Origin of the sequence: Parvibaculum sp., from assembly GCF_035511255.1 — a bacterium.
GTDB lineage: Bacteria > Pseudomonadota > Alphaproteobacteria > Parvibaculales > Parvibaculaceae > Parvibaculum.
The window spans coordinates 1-17,110 of sequence record NZ_DATKFR010000193.1; the positions used below are offsets into that span (position 1 = coordinate 1).

The window sequence follows — 17,110 nt, forward strand, 5'->3', positions numbered from 1 at the left end:
AAGACACCTTCGGGACAGATTGTTCAGGATGCGTCCGGAAACTGGGTCAAGAAGCCCTGATCTGTTCCGTTCCGATACGAAGCCGCCGGTTTTTCACTGGCATGGCGCTTGCTCCCTTGGCGGCATAGCCTTGCCGCCGCCGTTCGATCTGGCGGGCGGGGCCGGCGCAGGCACCCGAGGTGGGGCCTTACGGGAGCCGCGCCGGCCGCTTGTTACCTGCTTCGTTACAGTCCGTGGCCTCGACAGCACAACGGATGCGGCGCTCCCTCGACGAGGGAGCGCCGTTTCTTTTCTGAGCGCGATTGCTTCAGCGCGATTGGCCGCCGCGCGCAACGAAATAGGGATTGTCCAGGCCGCGTCCGGTCTTGCCGTAGAGAAGCGGCGCACCGTCGAGAAGCGTGACGCTGCCGCCGGCCGCCGTAAGTACTGCATGACCCGCCGCCGTATCCCATTCCATGGTGCGTCCGTGGCGCGGATAGAGATCGGCTTCTCCAGCCGCGATCAGGCCGAATTTGAGCGACGATCCGGCAACGAGAAATTCCTTCACCCGGTACATGTCGAGATATTCGTCCGTCTTGTGGTCGCGATGTGTGCGACTAACGGCGACGACGAGACCATCGGCCGCGGGCTGTCGAACGGCGATGTGCCTTGGCGTCGACCATCCCGCCAGAGGATCGTTGGTATACGGAGAGACCTGGTGCTCATAAGCCTCCCCCGGCCCATGGCCGTAGAAGAGCCGCTCCATGGCCGGCGCATAGACGACACCGACGACCGGGGCGCGATCTTCGACGAGGGCGATGTTGACCGTGAATTCGCCGTTCTTACGCAGGAATTCCTTGGTGCCGTCCAGCGGATCGACGAGGAAGAAGCGCCGGCCGATCTCGGGGATATATCCGGCGGCGGCCTGCTCCTCCGAGACGACCGGAATATCGGGCGCAATGCGATGGAGCCCGTTCAGAATGATGTGCTCGGCGTCGTGGTCGGCGGCGGTGACGGGGCTATCGTCCTCCTTGTGGCTCGCTTCAATGCCGCTTTCGTAATGCGCCATGATGGCTGCGCCCGCCTCGACGGAGAGACGTCTGAGCTCCGCCGTCAGCGCCGCAAGATCGGTTACATGACTCATTTCGTGTCCTTTACGGCAGAAGGCCGCGACAGCAACGCCGGTGCAGGACGGGGCCAAGCAGACCGGGAGGGCGCTCCGGGGCTGGCATCCGGCGCGGGGCGATGCTATCAGCATTATAGGGCTTGAATGACAGAGTGGGGCGATCGGGCATGAGCGAAGCAGGCGACATTTCGGCGCTGGAACTGGCGGCACTTCTCTGCAGCCGCGTCTGCCACGACGTGATCAGCCCTGTCGGAGCGATCACCAACGGGCTCGAGGTGCTGGCAGACGACGACGATGCCGAGATGCGTACCCATGCGATGGAACTCATCACGAAGAGCGCGGCGCAGGCTTCCGCCAAGCTGCAGTTCGCACGGCTCGCTTTCGGCGCCGCCGGGTCGGCCGGTGCGGAACTCGATCTCGGCGACGCGAAGGCGGTCGCCGAGGGACTGATGAAAAGCGAGAAGGCGACGCTCGCCTGGGACGCGCCGCACGCGACCATCGGCAAGGACTATGTGAAGCTGTTGCTCAACATGCTGCTGATCGGCATCGCCTCCATTCCGAGAGGCGGAGACATCGCGGTGCATGTCGGTAGCGATCTGGCGCATCCGCATCTCAGGGTTAGCACCAAGGGGCAGGCGGCGCGTATACCTGACGAGACGGCGAAATTCCTGGGCGGCCGCGATCCCGAACATTTTCTCGATGCGCGGGCAGCCCAGCCTTACTTCACGGGCCTTGTCGCGCGTTCGCTCGGCCTCGTGATCGAAGCCCGGATGGAAGGCGAGGCCTTCGTCATCGAGACGAAGGCCGCAGCATAATCCTCATCCACTCCTCATACGAAAAAGGGCGTCTCTCGCGAGACGCCCTTCCCCGATTCATGCGCGCGGGATGCCCGATCAGGCCGAGGCCTGGACCGGCATGGCTCCCTCTGAGGGATCGCGCAGCACATAGCCCCGTCCCCACACGGTTTCGATGTAGTGATCGCCACCCGTGGACGCCGCGAGCTTCTTGCGGAGCTTGCAGATGAACACGTCGATGATCTTGAGTTCCGGCTCGTCCATACCGCCATAGAGATGATTGAGGAACATCTCCTTGGTGAGCGTCGTACCCTTGCGGAGCGAGAGCAGCTCCAGCATCTGGTATTCCTTGCCGGTCAGATGGACGCGCGCGCCATCGACCTCGACCGTCTTGGTGTCGAGATTGACGGTGAGCTTGCCCGTATTGATGACGGACTGGGAATGCCCCTTCGAACGGCGCACCACCGCATGGATGCGGGCGACGAGTTCGTCCTTATGGAAGGGCTTGGTCATGTAATCGTCGGCGCCGAAGCCGAGACCGCGGACCTTGTTCTCGATGCCGGCCAGACCCGAAAGGATCAGGATCGGTGTCGCCACCTTGCCGAGGCGCAGCGATTTGAGAACCTCATAGCCGCTCATGTCGGGAAGGTTAAGGTCGAGAAGGATGATGTCGTAGTCGTAAAGCTTACCGAGATCGACCCCCTCTTCGCCGAGGTCGGTGGTGTACACATTAAACCCGTCAGATTTCAGCATCAGTTCGATGCTCTGAGCGGTTGCACTGTCGTCTTCGATGAGCAGAACTCGCATGGTCCCCCTCTTCGCCGCGGAAAGTCATATTTCCGCCGCTGCGGCCCAAAAGTTAAATCCACGATGGTGAAGATAGCGCCAATTGGTTAATAAAGGTTAACCGAAGTCAAAGAATTTGAGAAAAATTCATACGTTCAGTTAAGGGCTCGTTCAGATCGCTTTTTTTCCCGTAAACGAGACGGGAGATAGGTCCAAACCGAAGACTTCACCATTTTCGCGCGAGGCGGGTTGTGGGCGGGCGGTCGTCGAGGCTCAGCTTCAACCGCCAAGGTTTACGCCGTCTTAAAGTCTTGCCGTCATGATTACCCAATCATTGGGGAAGCCGGACTCCCCATAACGGTTGCTGGATGCGGGGACCTAGGACGTGCGGGCTTTATTGGCGGAGATCGGCGCAGTTGCCGAGGTCGGACATTACGGGCGGGTCGTCAGCATTCAGGGGCTGATGGTCGAGGTCGCCGGTCCGCTCCATGCCATGGGCGTCGGCAGCCGGTTGAGCGTGTCCAGCCGCACCGGTGCAGATATAGAGTGTGAGGTTGTCGGTTTTCGCGACGGCCGCGCGCTCTGTCTGCCCTTTGGCCAGCTCTCCGGTATCGGCGTTGGCTGCAAGGCCGTCGTCAGCGCCGAAGAGCCCCATGTCTATCCCTCTCATGCCTGGCTCGGCCGGGTCGTCAACGCGATGGGTGAGCCGATCGACGGCAAGGGCCCGCTCGCGCAGGGTGCCGAGCCCTATTCGCTGCGGAGTCTGCCGCCGCCAGCCCATCATCGCCAGCGCGTGAAGGGCAAGGTCGATCTGGGTGTCCGCGCCATGAACACCTTTCTTTCGATGTGCCGCGGGCAACGCATGGGCATCTTCGCCGGCTCTGGCGTCGGCAAATCCGTTCTCCTTTCGATGCTAGCCCGCAATACATCTTGTGACGTCGCGGTGATCGGGCTCGTTGGCGAGCGTGGCCGCGAGGTGCAGGAATTTCTCGAGGACGATCTCGGCCCCGAAGGTCTCGCGCGCTCGGTCGTGGTCGTTGCGACCTCGGATGAAGCCGCGCTGATGCGCCGTCAGGCCGCCTATCTCACAATGAGCATCGCAGAATATTTCCGCGATCACGACAAGGACGTGCTCTGCATGATGGACAGCGTGACCCGCTTTGCCATGGCGCAGCGCGAGATCGGCCTGTCCGCCGGCGAACCGCCGACCAGCAAGGGCTACACGCCGACCGTCTTCGCCGAACTGCCGAAGCTTCTCGAGCGCGCCGGCCCGGGGACGGGCCATGGCAGCATTTCCAGCCTCTTTACGGTTCTGGTCGATGGCGACGATCACAACGAGCCGGTGGCCGACGCCGTGCGCGGTATCCTCGACGGCCATATCGTGATGGAGCGCTCCATCGCCGAACGCGGTCGCTATCCGGCCATCAACGTTCTGAAGTCGATTTCGCGCACCATGCCGGGTTGCAACAGCGAGGAAGAGAACGCGCTGATACGCCGTGCGCGAGTACTGATGTCGACCTATGACGACATGGAAGAACTGATCCGCCTCGGCGCCTATCGCCCCGGCTCCGATCCGCTTGTCGATGAGGCGATTTTCTATCAGCCCGCCCTCGACGCCTTTCTCGGACAGAGGAAGGACGAGGCGACCGGAATGGCGGCCGGTTACGCCATGCTTACCGACATCCTGTCCCGGACACCGGCGCCGAGGGAGGCTGAATGATGCGCAATCGGGAATCGCTTATCCGACTTCACCGCTTCCACGCCGACGAAAAGCGCCGCAAGGTTGCCGAGCTCGAGTTGATGGTGCAGGAATTCCGCGTGCGCGAGCGCGAACTCGAGGCGCAGGTGCTGGCCGAACAACAGAAGGCCGGCATTTCGGACGTCGCACATTTCGCCTATCCAATGTTCGCCAAGTCGGTCATCCGGCGTCGTCAGAACATCCTCAATTCGATCGAGGATATCGAGCGCCAGATCGAGGTCGCCAAGGAGGAACTGGCGGCTGCCTTCCGCGAACTCAAGAAATACGAGATCGTAGAGGACAATCGCAAGCGCCGCCAGCGCAGGGAGGCGGTTCGGGTCGAGCAGATCGAACTCGACGAAATCGCACTCGGCATCCACCGCCGTCAATAGCGCGCGACCCTCCGTCCTTCTCACTTCACTCTTGCGACAGCTTCGTTAGAATGAGCGCCCTTCTTCAAGAAAAGGGCGAACGCTCATGCCTTCCTTCGACATCGTCTCCAAGACCGACTTCCAGGAAATCGACAACGCGCTGCAAAACGTGATCCGCGAGATCGCGACCCGTTACGATTTCAAGGGATCGCATTGTACGATCGAGCGCAAGGAGCAGGAGATCACGATCAACGCCGACGACGAACTGAAGCTGAAGCAGATGCATGAGTTGCTGCAGGGTCATCTCGCGCGGCGGAAAATCGAATCCGGCATTCTCGATTACAAGGACCCGGAGAAAGCGGCCGGCCAGAGCGTCCGTCAGAAGGTCGCGATTCGCGAGGGCATCGACAAGGAACTCGCCAAGCGCATCGTCAAGGATTTGAAGGGATCGAACCTGAAGGTGCAGGTCGCCATCCAGGGCGACGAGTTGCGCGTCTCGGGCAAGAAGAGGGACGACCTGCAGGCGGCCATTCAATTCGTGAAGGGGCTGCCCATCGAGCAGCCCCTTCAGTATGAAAATTTCCGCGATTGAAGTGCGGTCTCAGCCGCGCAGGACGAGGCGGCGGATCAAATAGATGATGCTGATCGCCACCAGATAGCCGACGAAGCGAATCCCGACGAGTTTCCAATAGGTGACGTCGCCGAAATTCGGCAGCGGGCTTGCGTCATGCGCGAGCACGCGACGGACGATATTTGCGGCTTCATGCACAAGGGTCGCGCCGATCGTCCAGCCGACGATCTGATTGTAGCGCCGCATCAGGCCGGCGGCGATGACCGCGATGACGATGCCCTGCACGGAGTTGACGGTGTCGAAGCCCTGAGCCGCGAGCGCGCAGGCCTGATTGAGATATTCGGTGAGCTGCTGCATTGGTCCCCCCAACCTTTGCGATACGGAACTGCCTCGTCTGAAGGCAGACTGCCTCGATGCGAAGCAGGCACAGGTTAGCTCAATTTGGGACGACGTCTACCGCGATTGCAGTGCAACAATAATTCGTGTGCGTCGCAAAAGCGTCATGCGCCGCGGCGCAGCACCGGCCCGGGGGTCGATTTCGGGAGCGGCACGAGCAAATCCCGGGCGAGCTTCCGGACGGCTTCACTCGCCTTCGCTTGCGGATGACGAAAGAGGATTGGCGTCTGCCGACGGATGGCGTCGCGCACGAGATTGTCGCGGGGCACAAAGCCGGCGAGCGGCGGGGCGATGCCGAGAAAGGTCTTGCAGGCGTTGGTTAATGCCGCATGGGTCCGCCAGGCGTGCTCGCGATCATTCGCGAAGTTGACGATGACGCGGATGTCGGCTTCGGCGTCCTGGAGGGTCAGGAGCTTGATGAAGGCATAGGCGTCGGTAAGCGAGGTCGGCTCATCGGTGACCACGACGAGAGTCGTGCTGTCGGGTGTGCAGAGTGCCATGACGGACTGGTCTAGGCCCGCCGCAAGGTCGATCACCACATGCGCATAGCGTTCGGAAAGTCGGCTCAACGCACGCGCGATACCCGCGATTTCGGTCCGCGTCAGCGCGCTCAACACGCCGGACCCGGACTTGCCGGCCAGCACATCGAACTTGACGCCGCCCGCCGCGCCCGAAACCGAGGGAATCTCGTAGGTCGTGATCGCTTCCTCGATCCGCGCGCGGCCTGCAATGACGGAGCCGAGATCAAGCGTTGGCACGAGGCCGAGATGCACGTCCACATTGGCGAGGCCAAGATCGCCGTCGAAGAGGAGGACATCGCGATGCATTGCAGCGAGCGCTTCGGCCAGCGTGACCGAGAGCCAGGTCTTGCCGACGCCGCCTTTGCCGGAGGCGATCTGGATCATGCGCGGGCTGGTCATTGGGGATCCTGACTGATCTGTTACACGGCGGCGAGAACGGGAGTGTCGGCACGCCTGTCGCGCGTATCGAGAATGAGGCGCGCGCAAACAAGCGAATTCATTGAGGCGAGACCTCGCGCGAGATAGGGCGTCACGCTCAGTTGCGCCAGCGCAAAGCCTGCGCGGTCGGCGGCCGCGAGCGTCGGGCCGAGACGACGCGCGATGTCGAGCTGCGTGACGATGAGGCGACGGACGCCAAGCTCGGCGAACCTGCCCGCAGCTTCCGACAGCACCAGCGCATCGCCCGCGGCGGAAAGAACCAGAACGGGTTCGACGCCGGCGACGAGATGGGCGCCGTCGGCCAAGCGTCTCAGGGCGTCGAACTCGCCGCAGTCGAAAGGATTGACGCCTGTCGTGTCGATGAAGCAGACGCTTGCGGATCGGTGGCTTCTCGCCTCAGCCCTTTCATCGAGAAGAATGGAGAGTTCGTCGAGATTCGCCGCCGGATGAACGGCGACATCGAGAAGCTTGCCATAGGCTTCGGATTGCGCGGCGGCACCGGCGCGTGCGCTATCGGTGGTGATGAGGTCGACGCTCGCACCGCCGATCAGCGCGTTGGCGGCGAGCTTTGCCATGGTGACAGTCTTGCCGGAGCCGGGCAGGCCGACCAACATGATCGGCGCCTGCGGATGAGTGGGCACGGGCTCGAAGGAAAAACGGACCTCGAATGCATGGGCGAGAGCGGCAAGCGCATCGTCGCTGCCGAGCGCCGTGGCGGCGGCGACGAGCGCATCGCGAAGGGAGGGAGGCACGCCTTGCGCATCGAGTGCGGTGGCGATCAGCGTCTCGTCGAAGGAAATGCCCGAATGGACGGGCGCCGTCGGCTGCGGCGACGCATCGGCATGGTCGCGTCGCGGGAGCGGCCCAGCCCGGAGGCGATCACGGAGCATCTGCTCGAGCGAGGCTTCGATGTCGGGCAGGCTTGCCGGGTGCGAAGGGCTTGCCATTTTCGGGCGGCTCTCAATCGCCGCCGTGACTTCCATGCGTCCGGCATCGTTGATGAAATTCGAAACGATGATCGCCTCGGGTCCGAGCTCGCGGCGCACCTGGTCTATGGCTTCCGCCATATCCGCCGCGATGAAGGTCCTGAGCCGCACGTGTCCGTCCTGCCGTTAAATCGAACCGACGGTCCGCAGCCGCACACGCGGATGGATTTCGTTCTGCGACATGACGAAGGTCTGCGGCCTGAAGCGCTCGATGATCGAACGCACATAGGGCCTGACACCGGGGCTCGTCAAGAGCACCGGCACCTCGCCAGCACGGCCCGCTTCTTCAAACATGTCGCGGACCGAGGCGATGAATTCCTGAAGCTTCGACGGCTGCATGGCGAGCTGCTTCTCTTCGCCCTGACCGACCAGCGACTCGGCGAAGGACTGCTCCCAGCGCGGCGAGAGCGTGAGGAGGGGCAGTGTGTTGTTCGCGTCGGAATGCGAGGCGCAAATCTGCCGGGCGAGACGCGCGCGGACATGTTCCGTGATGAGGTTGAGGCTCTGCGTGTGGCCGACGGCTTCCGCAATGCCTTCCATGATCGTCGGAAGATCCCGGATCGAGATGCGCTCGTTGAGAAGCGTCTGCAATACGCGCTGGATACCCGTAACGGTGATCTGGGTCGGCACAATGTCGTCGACCAGCTTCTTATGCTCCTTGCCGAGTTCGTCGATGAGCTTCTGGACCTCCGCATAGGAAAGGAGGTCGGCCATGTTGTCCCGGATGATCTCCGTGAGATGCGTGGTGAGCACGGTCGGCGGATCGACGACGGTATAACCACGGAAGGAAGCTTCCTCGCGCAGACCTTCGTCGATCCAGGTCGCGGGGAGGCCGAAAGCGGGCTCCGTCGTGTGGAGGCCCGGGAGCTCGATGCGTCCGCCATGCGGATCCATGACCAGAAGCTGGTTGACATAGACCTCGCCGCGACCGGCCTCGACTTCCTTGACGCGGATCGAATAGGCATTCGAGTCGATCTGCACATTGTCGAGAATACGCACCGAAGGCATGACGAAGCCCATGTCGGCGGCAAGCTGCCGGCGGAGCGCCTTGATCTGGTCGGTGAGCTTCTGATGATCCTTGCCGTTGATGAGCGGCAGCAGCGCGTAGCCGATTTCGAGACGAAGTTCGTCCATGCGCAGCGCCGTGCCGATCGGCTCCTCGGCCACGGGCGCGGCTTCGCTTTCGGCAGCCTCCGCCTGGACGAGTCCCTCGGCTTTGAGGCGGCGTGCCTTCGTCACATAAAAGGCGAGACTGCCGGCTCCGGCGGAGAGAAGCAGGAACGGTATCATCGGCAGGCCCGGGAGCAGCGCCATGATGCCCATGACCACCGACGACATGCCCAGAGCTTGCGGATAGCCTGAAAGCTGTTCGAAAAGCGCCTGGTCGGCGGCACCCTCGACGCCCGCTTTCGAGACCAGAAGGCCTGCGGCGGTCGAAACGATGAGAGCCGGAATCTGGCTGACGAGACCGTCGCCGACGGTCAGGATCGTATAGGTCTGCGCCGCGTCGGCGAAGGAAAGATTGTTCTGCGCCACACCGACGATGATCCCGCCGACGACGTTGATGAAGGTAATGAGAAGGCCGGCGACGGCGTCGCCGCGGACGAACTTCGAGGCGCCGTCCATCGCGCCGAAGAAGGAGCTTTCATTTTCGAGATCGCTTCGACGCTGGCGCGCGACCTTCTCGTCGATGAGGCCGGCTGAGAGATCTGCGTCGATCGCCATCTGCTTGCCGGGCATGGCATCCAGGGTGAAGCGCGCCGCGACTTCCGCGATGCGGCCCGAACCCTTGGTGATGACGACGAAGTTGACGATGATCAGGATCGCAAAGACGATCACGCCGATGACAAAATTGCCCTGCATCACGAAATGGCCGAACGCCTCGATGACCTTGCCGGCGGCGGCGGTCCCGTCATGGCCGTGGGAGAGGATCAGGCGCGTCGAGGCGAGATTGAGCGCGAGGCGCAACATCGTTGCGATCAGGAGCACGGTCGGGAAGGCACTGAATTCGAGCGGCTTCTGGATGAAGAGCGCCGTCATCAGCACGAGCACCGAAAAGGTGATCGAGATCGCGAGCGAAAAATCGAGCAAGAAAGCCGGCATCGGCAAGATGAGGACGACGATGATCGTCATCACGCCGATGGCGAGTGCGAGATCGCCGCGCTTGGCAAAGTTGCCGAGCACACCGGCTAGGGTCAGGCCGGGAAAGCCGAACCCGCTCAGCGGCCCGCCGGTCTTCGAATTAGCCATACTGGCTTCGCTCATCTGGATTGGTCCCCGTCAGGTCCGTCTTGTTGTTGACGTTCAGCCGAAACTGACGCGCTGCTCGCCGCCCGGAACGGGCACGGCGATGCCGGCTTCGCTGTATTCCTTCAGCTTGTTACGGAGCGTGCGGATCGAGATGCCGAGAATATTCGCGGCATGGGTGCGGTTGCCGAGGCAATGGTCGAGCGTCTGCAGGATGAGGTCCTGCTCGACTTCGGCGACCGTGCGGCCGATGAAGCTGCGGCTCGCCGCGTCGGCGGCGATGGCCGCTCTCTGCGCGACGCCGAGTACGGGCGCCGGCTCGTCGTGGCGGGACCCATCCGGAAGGCGGATCGCCTCGACGTCGATTTCAGGGCCGGTAGCCAGAAGAACCGCCCGGTGCATGGTATTCTCGAGTTCACGCACGTTGCCCGTCCATTGATGACGGGTGAGGAAGCGACGCGCGTCGATCGAAATCGGTTTCGCAGGTATGCCGTTCGCCTTCGCGTAGCGATCGCCGAAATGGTCGGCCAGCGCCAGAATGTCGGCCGGCCGGTCGCGCAGCGGCGGCAGTTTGAGATTGACGACGTTCAGGCGATAGAAAAGGTCCTCGCGGAAACGGCCCGCGCGAGCATCGCCCTGCAGGTCGCGGTTCGACGTCGCGATGATGCGGATATTGACCTTGACGGGGGCTTTGCCGCCGACGCGGTCGATCTCGCGTTCCTGGATCGCGCGCAGGAGCTTTGCCTGGAGGCGGAGGTCCATTTCGCTGATTTCGTCAAGCAGCAGCGTGCCACCGTCGGCCTCTTCGAACTTGCCGATACGCCGCGATACGGCGCCGGTGAAGGCGCCCTTCTCGTGACCGAAAAGTTCGGACTCGAGCAGGTTTTCCGGGATGGCGGCGCAGTTGACCGAGATGAAGGGCTTGTCGCGGCGCAGCGACTTGCGATGCAGATAGCGCGCCATGACTTCCTTGCCGGTGCCGGATTCGCCCGTGATGAGAATACTGGCGTCGGACGGCGCGACCTGATCTGCGAGACGGATCATGTCCGCCATCTTCGGATCCTTGAAGACGAGCGAATGGCCGTCGTCGGCGACTGCGGCGAGAACGGCGGCAATCAGTTCGGCGTCGGGCGGCAGCGGAATATACTCCTTCGCGCCGGCCTTGATCGCCGCGACAGCGGCGCGCGTGTCAGGATCGATGCCGCAGGCGACGACGGGAATGCAGATATGCTCGCTCTGCAGCTGCTGGATGAGCCCGGCGATGTCGCAACCGACGTCGACCATGAGAAGGTCCGCGCCGCGACCGGCGCGCAGGGTTTCGAGAGCCTGTTCGGCCGTTTCGGTATGCGTCACCTTGGCGCCCTTCGCCATCGCCATCTTGGTGGCGGTGGAGAGTTGGCCGTTCAGGGTTCCGACGATCAGAAGGCGCATATGCGACACTCCTCTTTCTTCATTCTTGCAAGCATTGATGGTTCAGGCCGACGGGTCGCGTTCAACCCACTTCGCCCTTGACGATTTCTGTCATGGTGACGCCGAGCCGGTCATCGACGACGACGACTTCGCCGCGCGCGACCAGGCGGTCGTTCACATAGATGTCGATCGCCTCGCCGACCTTGCGGTCGAGTTCGACGATGGTGCCGCGCCCGAGCTTCAGCAGGCTCGACACCTCCATATGCGTCTTGCCGAGCACGGCCGAGACATTCACCGGTACCTCGAACACGGCTTCGAGTTCCTGCGCCGTGCGCACCCGCTCCGGATCGTCCATGCCGAAGGTGTGGCTCTCGGCCGAAAGAGGCTCGGCATTTGCGAGATCCGGCAACGCGATTTCGTCGTCCTGGTCGGCCATTTTTGAGCTCCTAGCTCTCAGAAAGTTTTGTGCGTCGATGCTTCGGGCATCGCGAGGCTGTTGTCGGCTTGCGGCGTGGCGAGGGTTTCCGCATATCGGGCGATGATTTCGGATATTTCCTTTTCGATCTCTGCACGCGAGCGCATGACGCCGCCATCGGCCCATTCGACGATGCAATCGCCTTCGGCGATGTCGCCTTGACCCAGCAGAATGATGCGCCCGGTCAGACCGCGCTCATGCGCCATCCGGTCGACGATCTCCTTCAATCTCCCGACCAGTGCGTCGGCGACGCGGAGCACGATATGAGGCTCGCGATTGAGATGGCCGAGACAGTCGCGGAGGACGGACTCGATCTCTGCCTCGGGCCGCGCTGCAATCAGAGCCGGCGCGAGCTTGCGCGCGATGGTGAAGGCAAGCGCGGTGGACATGGCCCTGAGCGAGGCGCTCTCCGCCTGGAGTGCATTGAGCAGGCTCGCCGCATTCGCCGCGAAACTTTCCATGGCGTCGCCGATTTCGCGATCGGCCCGCATCGTCGCTTCGGCCTCTCCGGACGCAAACCCGGCGGCGTAGCCGTCGGTGCGCGCCCGTTCGACGTCCTCGGCCGTGAAGTAGGCCTTCGGCTGCACGGCCGGGATGACGACGGTTTCCGGTCCGTCGTCGAAACGCCTGTCGAAGGTGAATTTGACTGCCTGCTTCATGTCCATCTGCACTGCGTCCGGGGTATCCGCTCAGTAGATCAATTCGTCTTCGTCGTTGTTCTGCGCAATCATGATTTCGCCTTTCTGGGCGAGATCCTTGGCGATGTTGACCATCGTCATCTGCGCATCGTCGACGTCCTTCAGGCGGACGGGGCCCATCATCTCCATGTCTTCGCGCATGATCTTGCCGGCGCGTTCCGACATGTTGGCAAAGAAGAGATCGCGCAGCGCGTCGGAGGACCCCTTGAGCGCAATTGCGAGCTTGTTTTTGTCCACGGCGCGCAGCAGCGTCTGCACCGAGCCCGGATCGAGCTTTCCGAGGTCCTCGAAGGTGAACATCAGCGCTTTGATCTTTTCGGCCGAGTCACGGCTGCGCTCTTCCAGCGCGGCAAGGAAGCGGCCTTCTGTCTGACGGTCGAAATTGTTGAAAATTTCCGCCATCAGTTCGTGACTGTCGCGGCGATTGGTGCGCGACAGGTTCGACATGAATTCGGCGCGCAGCGTCTGTTCGACCTTGTCGAGAATGTCCTTCTGCACGGCTTCCATACGGAGCATGCGTGTCACAACCTCAAGGGCGAAATCTTCCGGCAAGTGCCCGAGGACGCGGGCCGCGTGTTCGGCCTTCACCTTCGAGAGCACGACGGCGACGGTCTGTGGATATTCGTTTTTCAGGTAGCTCGCCAGCACCTGCTCATTCACGTTGCCGAGCTTTTCCCACATCGTACGGCCAGCGGGTCCGCGAATTTCGTCCATGACCGAGTTGACGCGGTCTTCGGGGAGAAATTTCGAGAGCAGGCGCTCGGTCGATTCATACGAGCCAACGAGCGCGCCGGTGCCGGACATCTTGGACGCGAATTCGACCAGCAGCTTTTCGACCGTGCCGGCCTGCACGGTGCCGAGCGTCGACATGATCTGGGACATTTCCCTGATCTCGTCGTCGTCGAACATTTCCCAGAGCGAGGCCGCGTCGTCGGCGCCCAGCGCAAGCATGAAAATCGCCGCCTTCTGCGGGCCCGACATGGCCTTGTCTTCTACTTTTTTCGGTGCGGTTGCCACTGGTTCGATCCTCAGGCGGTTTCGTGCAGCCAGCTGCGGAGAATGGAAATGGATTCGTCGGGATGATCGACGACGAGCTCGCCGATCTTCTTGACCGAGGAATGCTTCACCTTCCCGGCCACCTGTGCGATGTCGATCATCATGTCTTCGTCGATGTTCTGGCCGGCGCCTTCCATCAGCGCCCGCGAAATGTCGCCGCCGGAAACCGATCCATCCGGGGCGGGAAGGGCGCCAGCGCTTGCCGCAGCCGGGCTCATGCCGAGCGCTGGCATTGCCGTACCGCGGCCGATGCCAGCGCCGGCGAGGCTGCCCAGCATCGGGCGGATGACGAAGAACATGGCGATAAGTGCGAGGATCGAAAGCACGCCAAGCTGACCGATCCGCATGTAATCGGCCTTGCTCAGCCCGAGGAACGGCGCCTCGACCGCCGCCACCGGATCGACGGCGAGGGGTTCGGCAAACTGCAGGTTGATGACTTCGACATGGTCGCCTCGGGCGTCGTCGAAGCCGATCGCGGACTTTACGAGAGCCTGAATTTTCGCGATTTCCTGTTCGGAGCGCGGGGCGTAGACGGATTTGCCGTCTGCATCTTTTGTGTAGTTTCCATCGACGAGAACGGCCACGGAGATGCGCTTGACGCGACCAGGCTCGAGCGTTTCGGTCTTGGTGGTGCGGGAGATCTCGTAGTTGACTGTTTCCTCGTTGCGGTTCGACGTCTGCTGTGAGGTCGTGCCCTGGTCTTGGGAACCGCCGAGATTGGCATTCGGCAAATTGTTGCCGACCGACACCGACTGCGCCTGCTTTCCGTCGGTGTTGTTCGACTTGTCCTCGACGGTTTGTGTCGAGCGGACGACCTGGCCGTTCGGATCGTAGGTGTCGGAGGTCTGGGTGACGCGGTTGTAATCCATCTGCGCCGTCACTTCGACGCGCGCCTTGTCCTGGCCGACGACCCGCTGGATGATGTCTTCGACATGCGTACGCAGGCGGTTCTCGTAAGCGGCGCGCTGCTCTTCGACCGTAGCCGTGATCATCGCCTGCCCGTCATCGCCCATACCGCTCGCAAGCAGGCTGCCGCGCTCATCGACGATCGACACATGGCCCGGCGTAAGACCTTCGACCGCCGAGGCGACGAGTTGCTGGATCGCCTTTACCTGTTGGACGCTAAGCGTGCCGCGAACCTTGAGGACGATCGACGCCGATGGATCGCGCTTGTCGCGGGAGAAGAGTTCACGTTCGGGCAGGACCAGATGGACGCGGACGCCATCAATGCCGTCGATAGAACGGATGGTGCGCGATAGCTCGCCCTCAAGCGCGCGCAGATGATTGATGTTCTGCAGGAAGTTCGTCGTGCCGAGCGCATCGGCATTGTCGAAAATTTCGTAGCCGACGCTGCCGCCTGAGGGGAGCCCCTTGGTCGCCAGCGCCATGCGAAGCTTCAAAACCTGGCTTTCGGGCACATAAATGGTGCTGCCATCGCCGCGCAGCTCGTATGTCACCTTCATCGCGTCGAGCGTGGCGCCGATCTTGCCGGCGTCTTCCTGCGCGACGTCCGCATAAAGGAGCGCCATTGGCTCCGACGTCATGCGCAAGCCGATATAGGCGAAGAAGCCGAGCAGCGACAGCGCCACGGCGCCGAGCGTTACCAGCCGGACAAGACCCAATGAGTTGAACAGATTCGAAAAGCCGCCCACGTTCCCACCTCAAGTGTCACCGCCCCGAAACGTCGGCCCTGTCCTTGGACAAACGTCGGTGCAAGACACTAGGTGTGCGGCAATTTCTTTGCCCTCCGAAGATCCGCGCCCGATATGCCCAGAAGCCCAAGCGGATCCCCGACCCTGTGCCGGTAGGTAATAATTACCGCGCGTAAGCTAAACAGATGCTTAACGCGCCCGGCAATTTTTGCCGATCGAAGGCGGGAGGAGAGAACAAAACGGAAAACGCCGGCGAAGGAACTTCGCCGGCGCGATCAGAACAGCAAGTACGCGGTAACGGCTCTACCTTACTGCCTGTACTGCTGGACGCGCGTCGCGCGCAGTCCCGCCAGGCCGTGGCGCTCGATCGAGCGCTGCCAGCTCAGAAATTCCTCGACCGTGAGCGTATAGCGCCGGCAGGCGTCATCGAGGCTGATCAGACCACCCCGAACCGCGGCTACGACCTCGGCCTTGCGGCGGATGACCCAGCGCTTCGTGTCCGATGGCGGCAGGTCAGCCACGGTCAGCGGGCTTCCGTCCGGCCCGATGACGTAGTTGATCTTGTGCGTTGGCTGCTCGCTCATCGAACAGAATCTCCGTGCTCAATTACTGACAGGCACCTTAGTGAAGTCCGTTTAAGAAACGGCTAAGCCGCTTCGTAAAATTGAACCAAAATCAAAGGCTTACCGTTTCATCCCGGGACGTTTGCCTCAAGATGGGTTCGAAACGGCGGTAATGTTGGCGTAGTCGACCTGGGCGCCGTTGACGGTGACCTTGGGGGTGCCGTTGCTGAAGTCGACCGCCGTCACCTTTCCGGTGATCGTGGTGGTCGCGGCGACGGCCGTGCCGCTCGCGTCGTTCGCTGTGACACTGATGTAGTAAGTGCCGTCGGGCTGGGCCGTGCCCGCGCTGTCCTTGCCGTCCCAGGTAAAGGTCTGATTACCGGCTTCCTGGTTGGACAGCGAGGTCGAATAGACGGTATTGCCGTTGGAATCGAGCACGCTGACATTGACGCTGGCGGCATCGCTGGCAAGGTTGTAACCCCAGTTCGCCTTGCCGTCGGCCAGCGCGGCGCCCGTGCCGACCGCCGTGACCTCCTTGCCAAGCATATTGATCGCGAAGGTCGCGTTCTGGTTACCGACAGTCGAAATCAGCGTTTCGAGATTCTTGTTTGCCTGGATCTGCTGCTCGACGCTCGAATACTGGACGAGCTGACTGGTGAACTCCGAGGAATCCATCGGATTCGTCGGATCCTGATGCTGGAGCTGCGTGGTCAGCAGCGTCAGGAACATTTCGTAATTGCCCGACAACGCCGTCGATGCGGTGCTCGACGAACTGCTCGATGCGGAGGCGGCCGCAGCCGCTATGGATTCGACGCTCATGAGGAACTTCCTTCCGTATCAGACGCGGATGTCGACACCGCCCGAGGCGGACAGGTTGAGGTTGTAGACGGGCCCCTTGACGGTCTCTTCTGCTCCGCCGGTATCGAGCGGACTGCTGCCGGCATTGCTGCCGGACGAGTCCTGCGCATTGCCGCCGCTGCTCTGGTCCTGCAGCGAGAAGCTCAGACTGTCCGAGTCGGCCTGGAGACCGGCGTCGCTGAGCGCCTGCTGCAAGGCGCGCGCGTCGCGCTGCAGAAGATCGAGCGTCGAGGCGTGCTCGACCGTCATGTGAGCGGCGACATGGCCGTCCTTCTGGACCTCCATGCGCACATCGATGCGGCCGAGTTCGGGCGGATCGAGGCGAATATCGAAGCGGTTGATCCCCTTCTGAACGTTGCGGGCGATCTGGAGCGCGATCGCCATCGCCGGAACGACGGTCGGCGTCGTCTGGCCCGGCAGCGTTCCGATGCGGATGGTCGCGCTG

Annotated in this window: 18 protein-coding genes; 4 read left to right on the top strand and 14 right to left on the bottom strand. The window is 62.3% G+C overall.

What is annotated here, in order from left to right; all coding sequences use genetic code 11:
- Nucleotides 1-307 precede the first annotated feature (307 nt).
- Nucleotides 308-1,123 carry a 3'(2'),5'-bisphosphate nucleotidase CysQ gene (cysQ, locus tag VMR03_RS07205; RefSeq protein ID WP_325403694.1) on the bottom strand — a complete coding sequence of 272 codons (816 nt, stop codon included), beginning with the start codon at nucleotides 1,121-1,123 and terminating at the stop codon, nucleotides 308-310.
- Nucleotides 1,124-1,272: 149 nt separating this feature from the next.
- Between cysQ and chpT the strand changes: the two genes are divergently transcribed.
- On the top strand, nucleotides 1,273-1,920 hold the full coding sequence (chpT, locus tag VMR03_RS07210) for a histidine phosphotransferase ChpT (RefSeq protein ID WP_325403696.1): 648 nt from the start codon (nucleotides 1,273-1,275) through the stop codon (nucleotides 1,918-1,920).
- A 78-nt stretch (nucleotides 1,921-1,998) separates the two neighbouring features.
- On the opposite strand, the gene ctrA is transcribed toward chpT, so the two are convergent.
- Nucleotides 1,999-2,706: a response regulator transcription factor CtrA gene (gene ctrA, locus VMR03_RS07215; protein WP_325403698.1), complete on the bottom strand. Its 708-nt coding sequence runs from the start codon at nucleotides 2,704-2,706 to the stop codon at nucleotides 1,999-2,001.
- Nucleotides 2,707-3,070: 364 nt separating this feature from the next.
- Here ctrA and fliI point away from each other — a divergent pair, with 364 nt between their 5' ends.
- From fliI to VMR03_RS07230, 3 genes are all read left to right on the top strand, one after another.
- Complete coding sequence (gene fliI, locus VMR03_RS07220; RefSeq protein ID WP_325403700.1) at nucleotides 3,071-4,405, top strand: flagellar protein export ATPase FliI; 1,335 nt, start codon at nucleotides 3,071-3,073, stop codon at nucleotides 4,403-4,405.
- A complete protein-coding gene (gene fliJ / locus VMR03_RS07225; RefSeq protein ID WP_325403702.1) occupies nucleotides 4,402-4,815 on the top strand; it encodes a flagellar export protein FliJ in 414 nt (137 codons plus the stop codon). Before fliI ends, fliJ begins: the two co-directional genes overlap by 4 nt.
- A gap of 85 nt (nucleotides 4,816-4,900) precedes the next feature.
- Nucleotides 4,901-5,386, top strand: a complete 486-nt coding sequence (locus VMR03_RS07230; RefSeq protein ID WP_325403704.1) for a YajQ family cyclic di-GMP-binding protein — start codon at nucleotides 4,901-4,903, stop codon at nucleotides 5,384-5,386.
- Between the two features lie 9 nt (nucleotides 5,387-5,395).
- Here VMR03_RS07230 and VMR03_RS07235 read toward each other — a convergent pair whose 3' ends face one another.
- The 12 genes from VMR03_RS07235 to VMR03_RS07290 all read right to left on the bottom strand — a co-directional run.
- Nucleotides 5,396-5,722: a hypothetical protein gene (locus VMR03_RS07235; protein ID WP_325403706.1), complete on the bottom strand. Its 327-nt coding sequence runs from the start codon at nucleotides 5,720-5,722 to the stop codon at nucleotides 5,396-5,398.
- Nucleotides 5,723-5,865: 143 nt separating this feature from the next.
- Complete coding sequence (locus tag VMR03_RS07240; protein WP_325403708.1) at nucleotides 5,866-6,681, bottom strand: AAA family ATPase; 816 nt, start codon at nucleotides 6,679-6,681, stop codon at nucleotides 5,866-5,868.
- Nucleotides 6,682-6,701: 20 nt separating this feature from the next.
- On the bottom strand, nucleotides 6,702-7,817 hold the full coding sequence (locus VMR03_RS07245) for a hypothetical protein (RefSeq protein ID WP_325403710.1): 1,116 nt from the start codon (nucleotides 7,815-7,817) through the stop codon (nucleotides 6,702-6,704).
- Between the two features lie 15 nt (nucleotides 7,818-7,832).
- Complete coding sequence (gene flhA / locus VMR03_RS07250) at nucleotides 7,833-9,956, bottom strand: flagellar biosynthesis protein FlhA (RefSeq protein ID WP_325403712.1); 2,124 nt, start codon at nucleotides 9,954-9,956, stop codon at nucleotides 7,833-7,835.
- Between the two features lie 54 nt (nucleotides 9,957-10,010).
- Nucleotides 10,011-11,384, bottom strand: a complete 1,374-nt coding sequence (locus VMR03_RS07255) for a sigma-54 dependent transcriptional regulator (protein ID WP_325403714.1) — start codon at nucleotides 11,382-11,384, stop codon at nucleotides 10,011-10,013.
- Nucleotides 11,385-11,445: 61 nt separating this feature from the next.
- Nucleotides 11,446-11,799, bottom strand: coding sequence for a flagellar motor switch protein FliN (gene fliN, locus VMR03_RS07260; RefSeq protein ID WP_325403716.1), 354 nt, complete (start codon nucleotides 11,797-11,799; stop codon nucleotides 11,446-11,448).
- Between the two features lie 17 nt (nucleotides 11,800-11,816).
- A complete protein-coding gene (locus tag VMR03_RS07265; protein WP_325403718.1) occupies nucleotides 11,817-12,497 on the bottom strand; it encodes a FliH/SctL family protein in 681 nt (226 codons plus the stop codon).
- Between the two features lie 30 nt (nucleotides 12,498-12,527).
- On the bottom strand, nucleotides 12,528-13,517 hold the full coding sequence (gene fliG / locus VMR03_RS07270) for a flagellar motor switch protein FliG (protein ID WP_325403720.1): 990 nt from the start codon (nucleotides 13,515-13,517) through the stop codon (nucleotides 12,528-12,530).
- A gap of 47 nt (nucleotides 13,518-13,564) precedes the next feature.
- Nucleotides 13,565-15,244, bottom strand: a complete 1,680-nt coding sequence (gene fliF / locus VMR03_RS07275) for a flagellar basal-body MS-ring/collar protein FliF (RefSeq protein WP_325403722.1) — start codon at nucleotides 15,242-15,244, stop codon at nucleotides 13,565-13,567.
- Nucleotides 15,245-15,552: 308 nt separating this feature from the next.
- Nucleotides 15,553-15,828, bottom strand: coding sequence for a DUF1153 domain-containing protein (locus VMR03_RS07280; protein ID WP_325403724.1), 276 nt, complete (start codon nucleotides 15,826-15,828; stop codon nucleotides 15,553-15,555).
- A gap of 126 nt (nucleotides 15,829-15,954) precedes the next feature.
- Nucleotides 15,955-16,626 carry a flagellar hook assembly protein FlgD gene (locus VMR03_RS07285; protein ID WP_325403725.1) on the bottom strand — a complete coding sequence of 224 codons (672 nt, stop codon included), beginning with the start codon at nucleotides 16,624-16,626 and terminating at the stop codon, nucleotides 15,955-15,957.
- An 18-nt stretch (nucleotides 16,627-16,644) separates the two neighbouring features.
- Nucleotides 16,645-17,110 (bottom strand): flagellar hook-length control protein FliK (locus VMR03_RS07290; protein ID WP_325403727.1); only part of this gene is annotated, 466 nt, incomplete at its 5' end.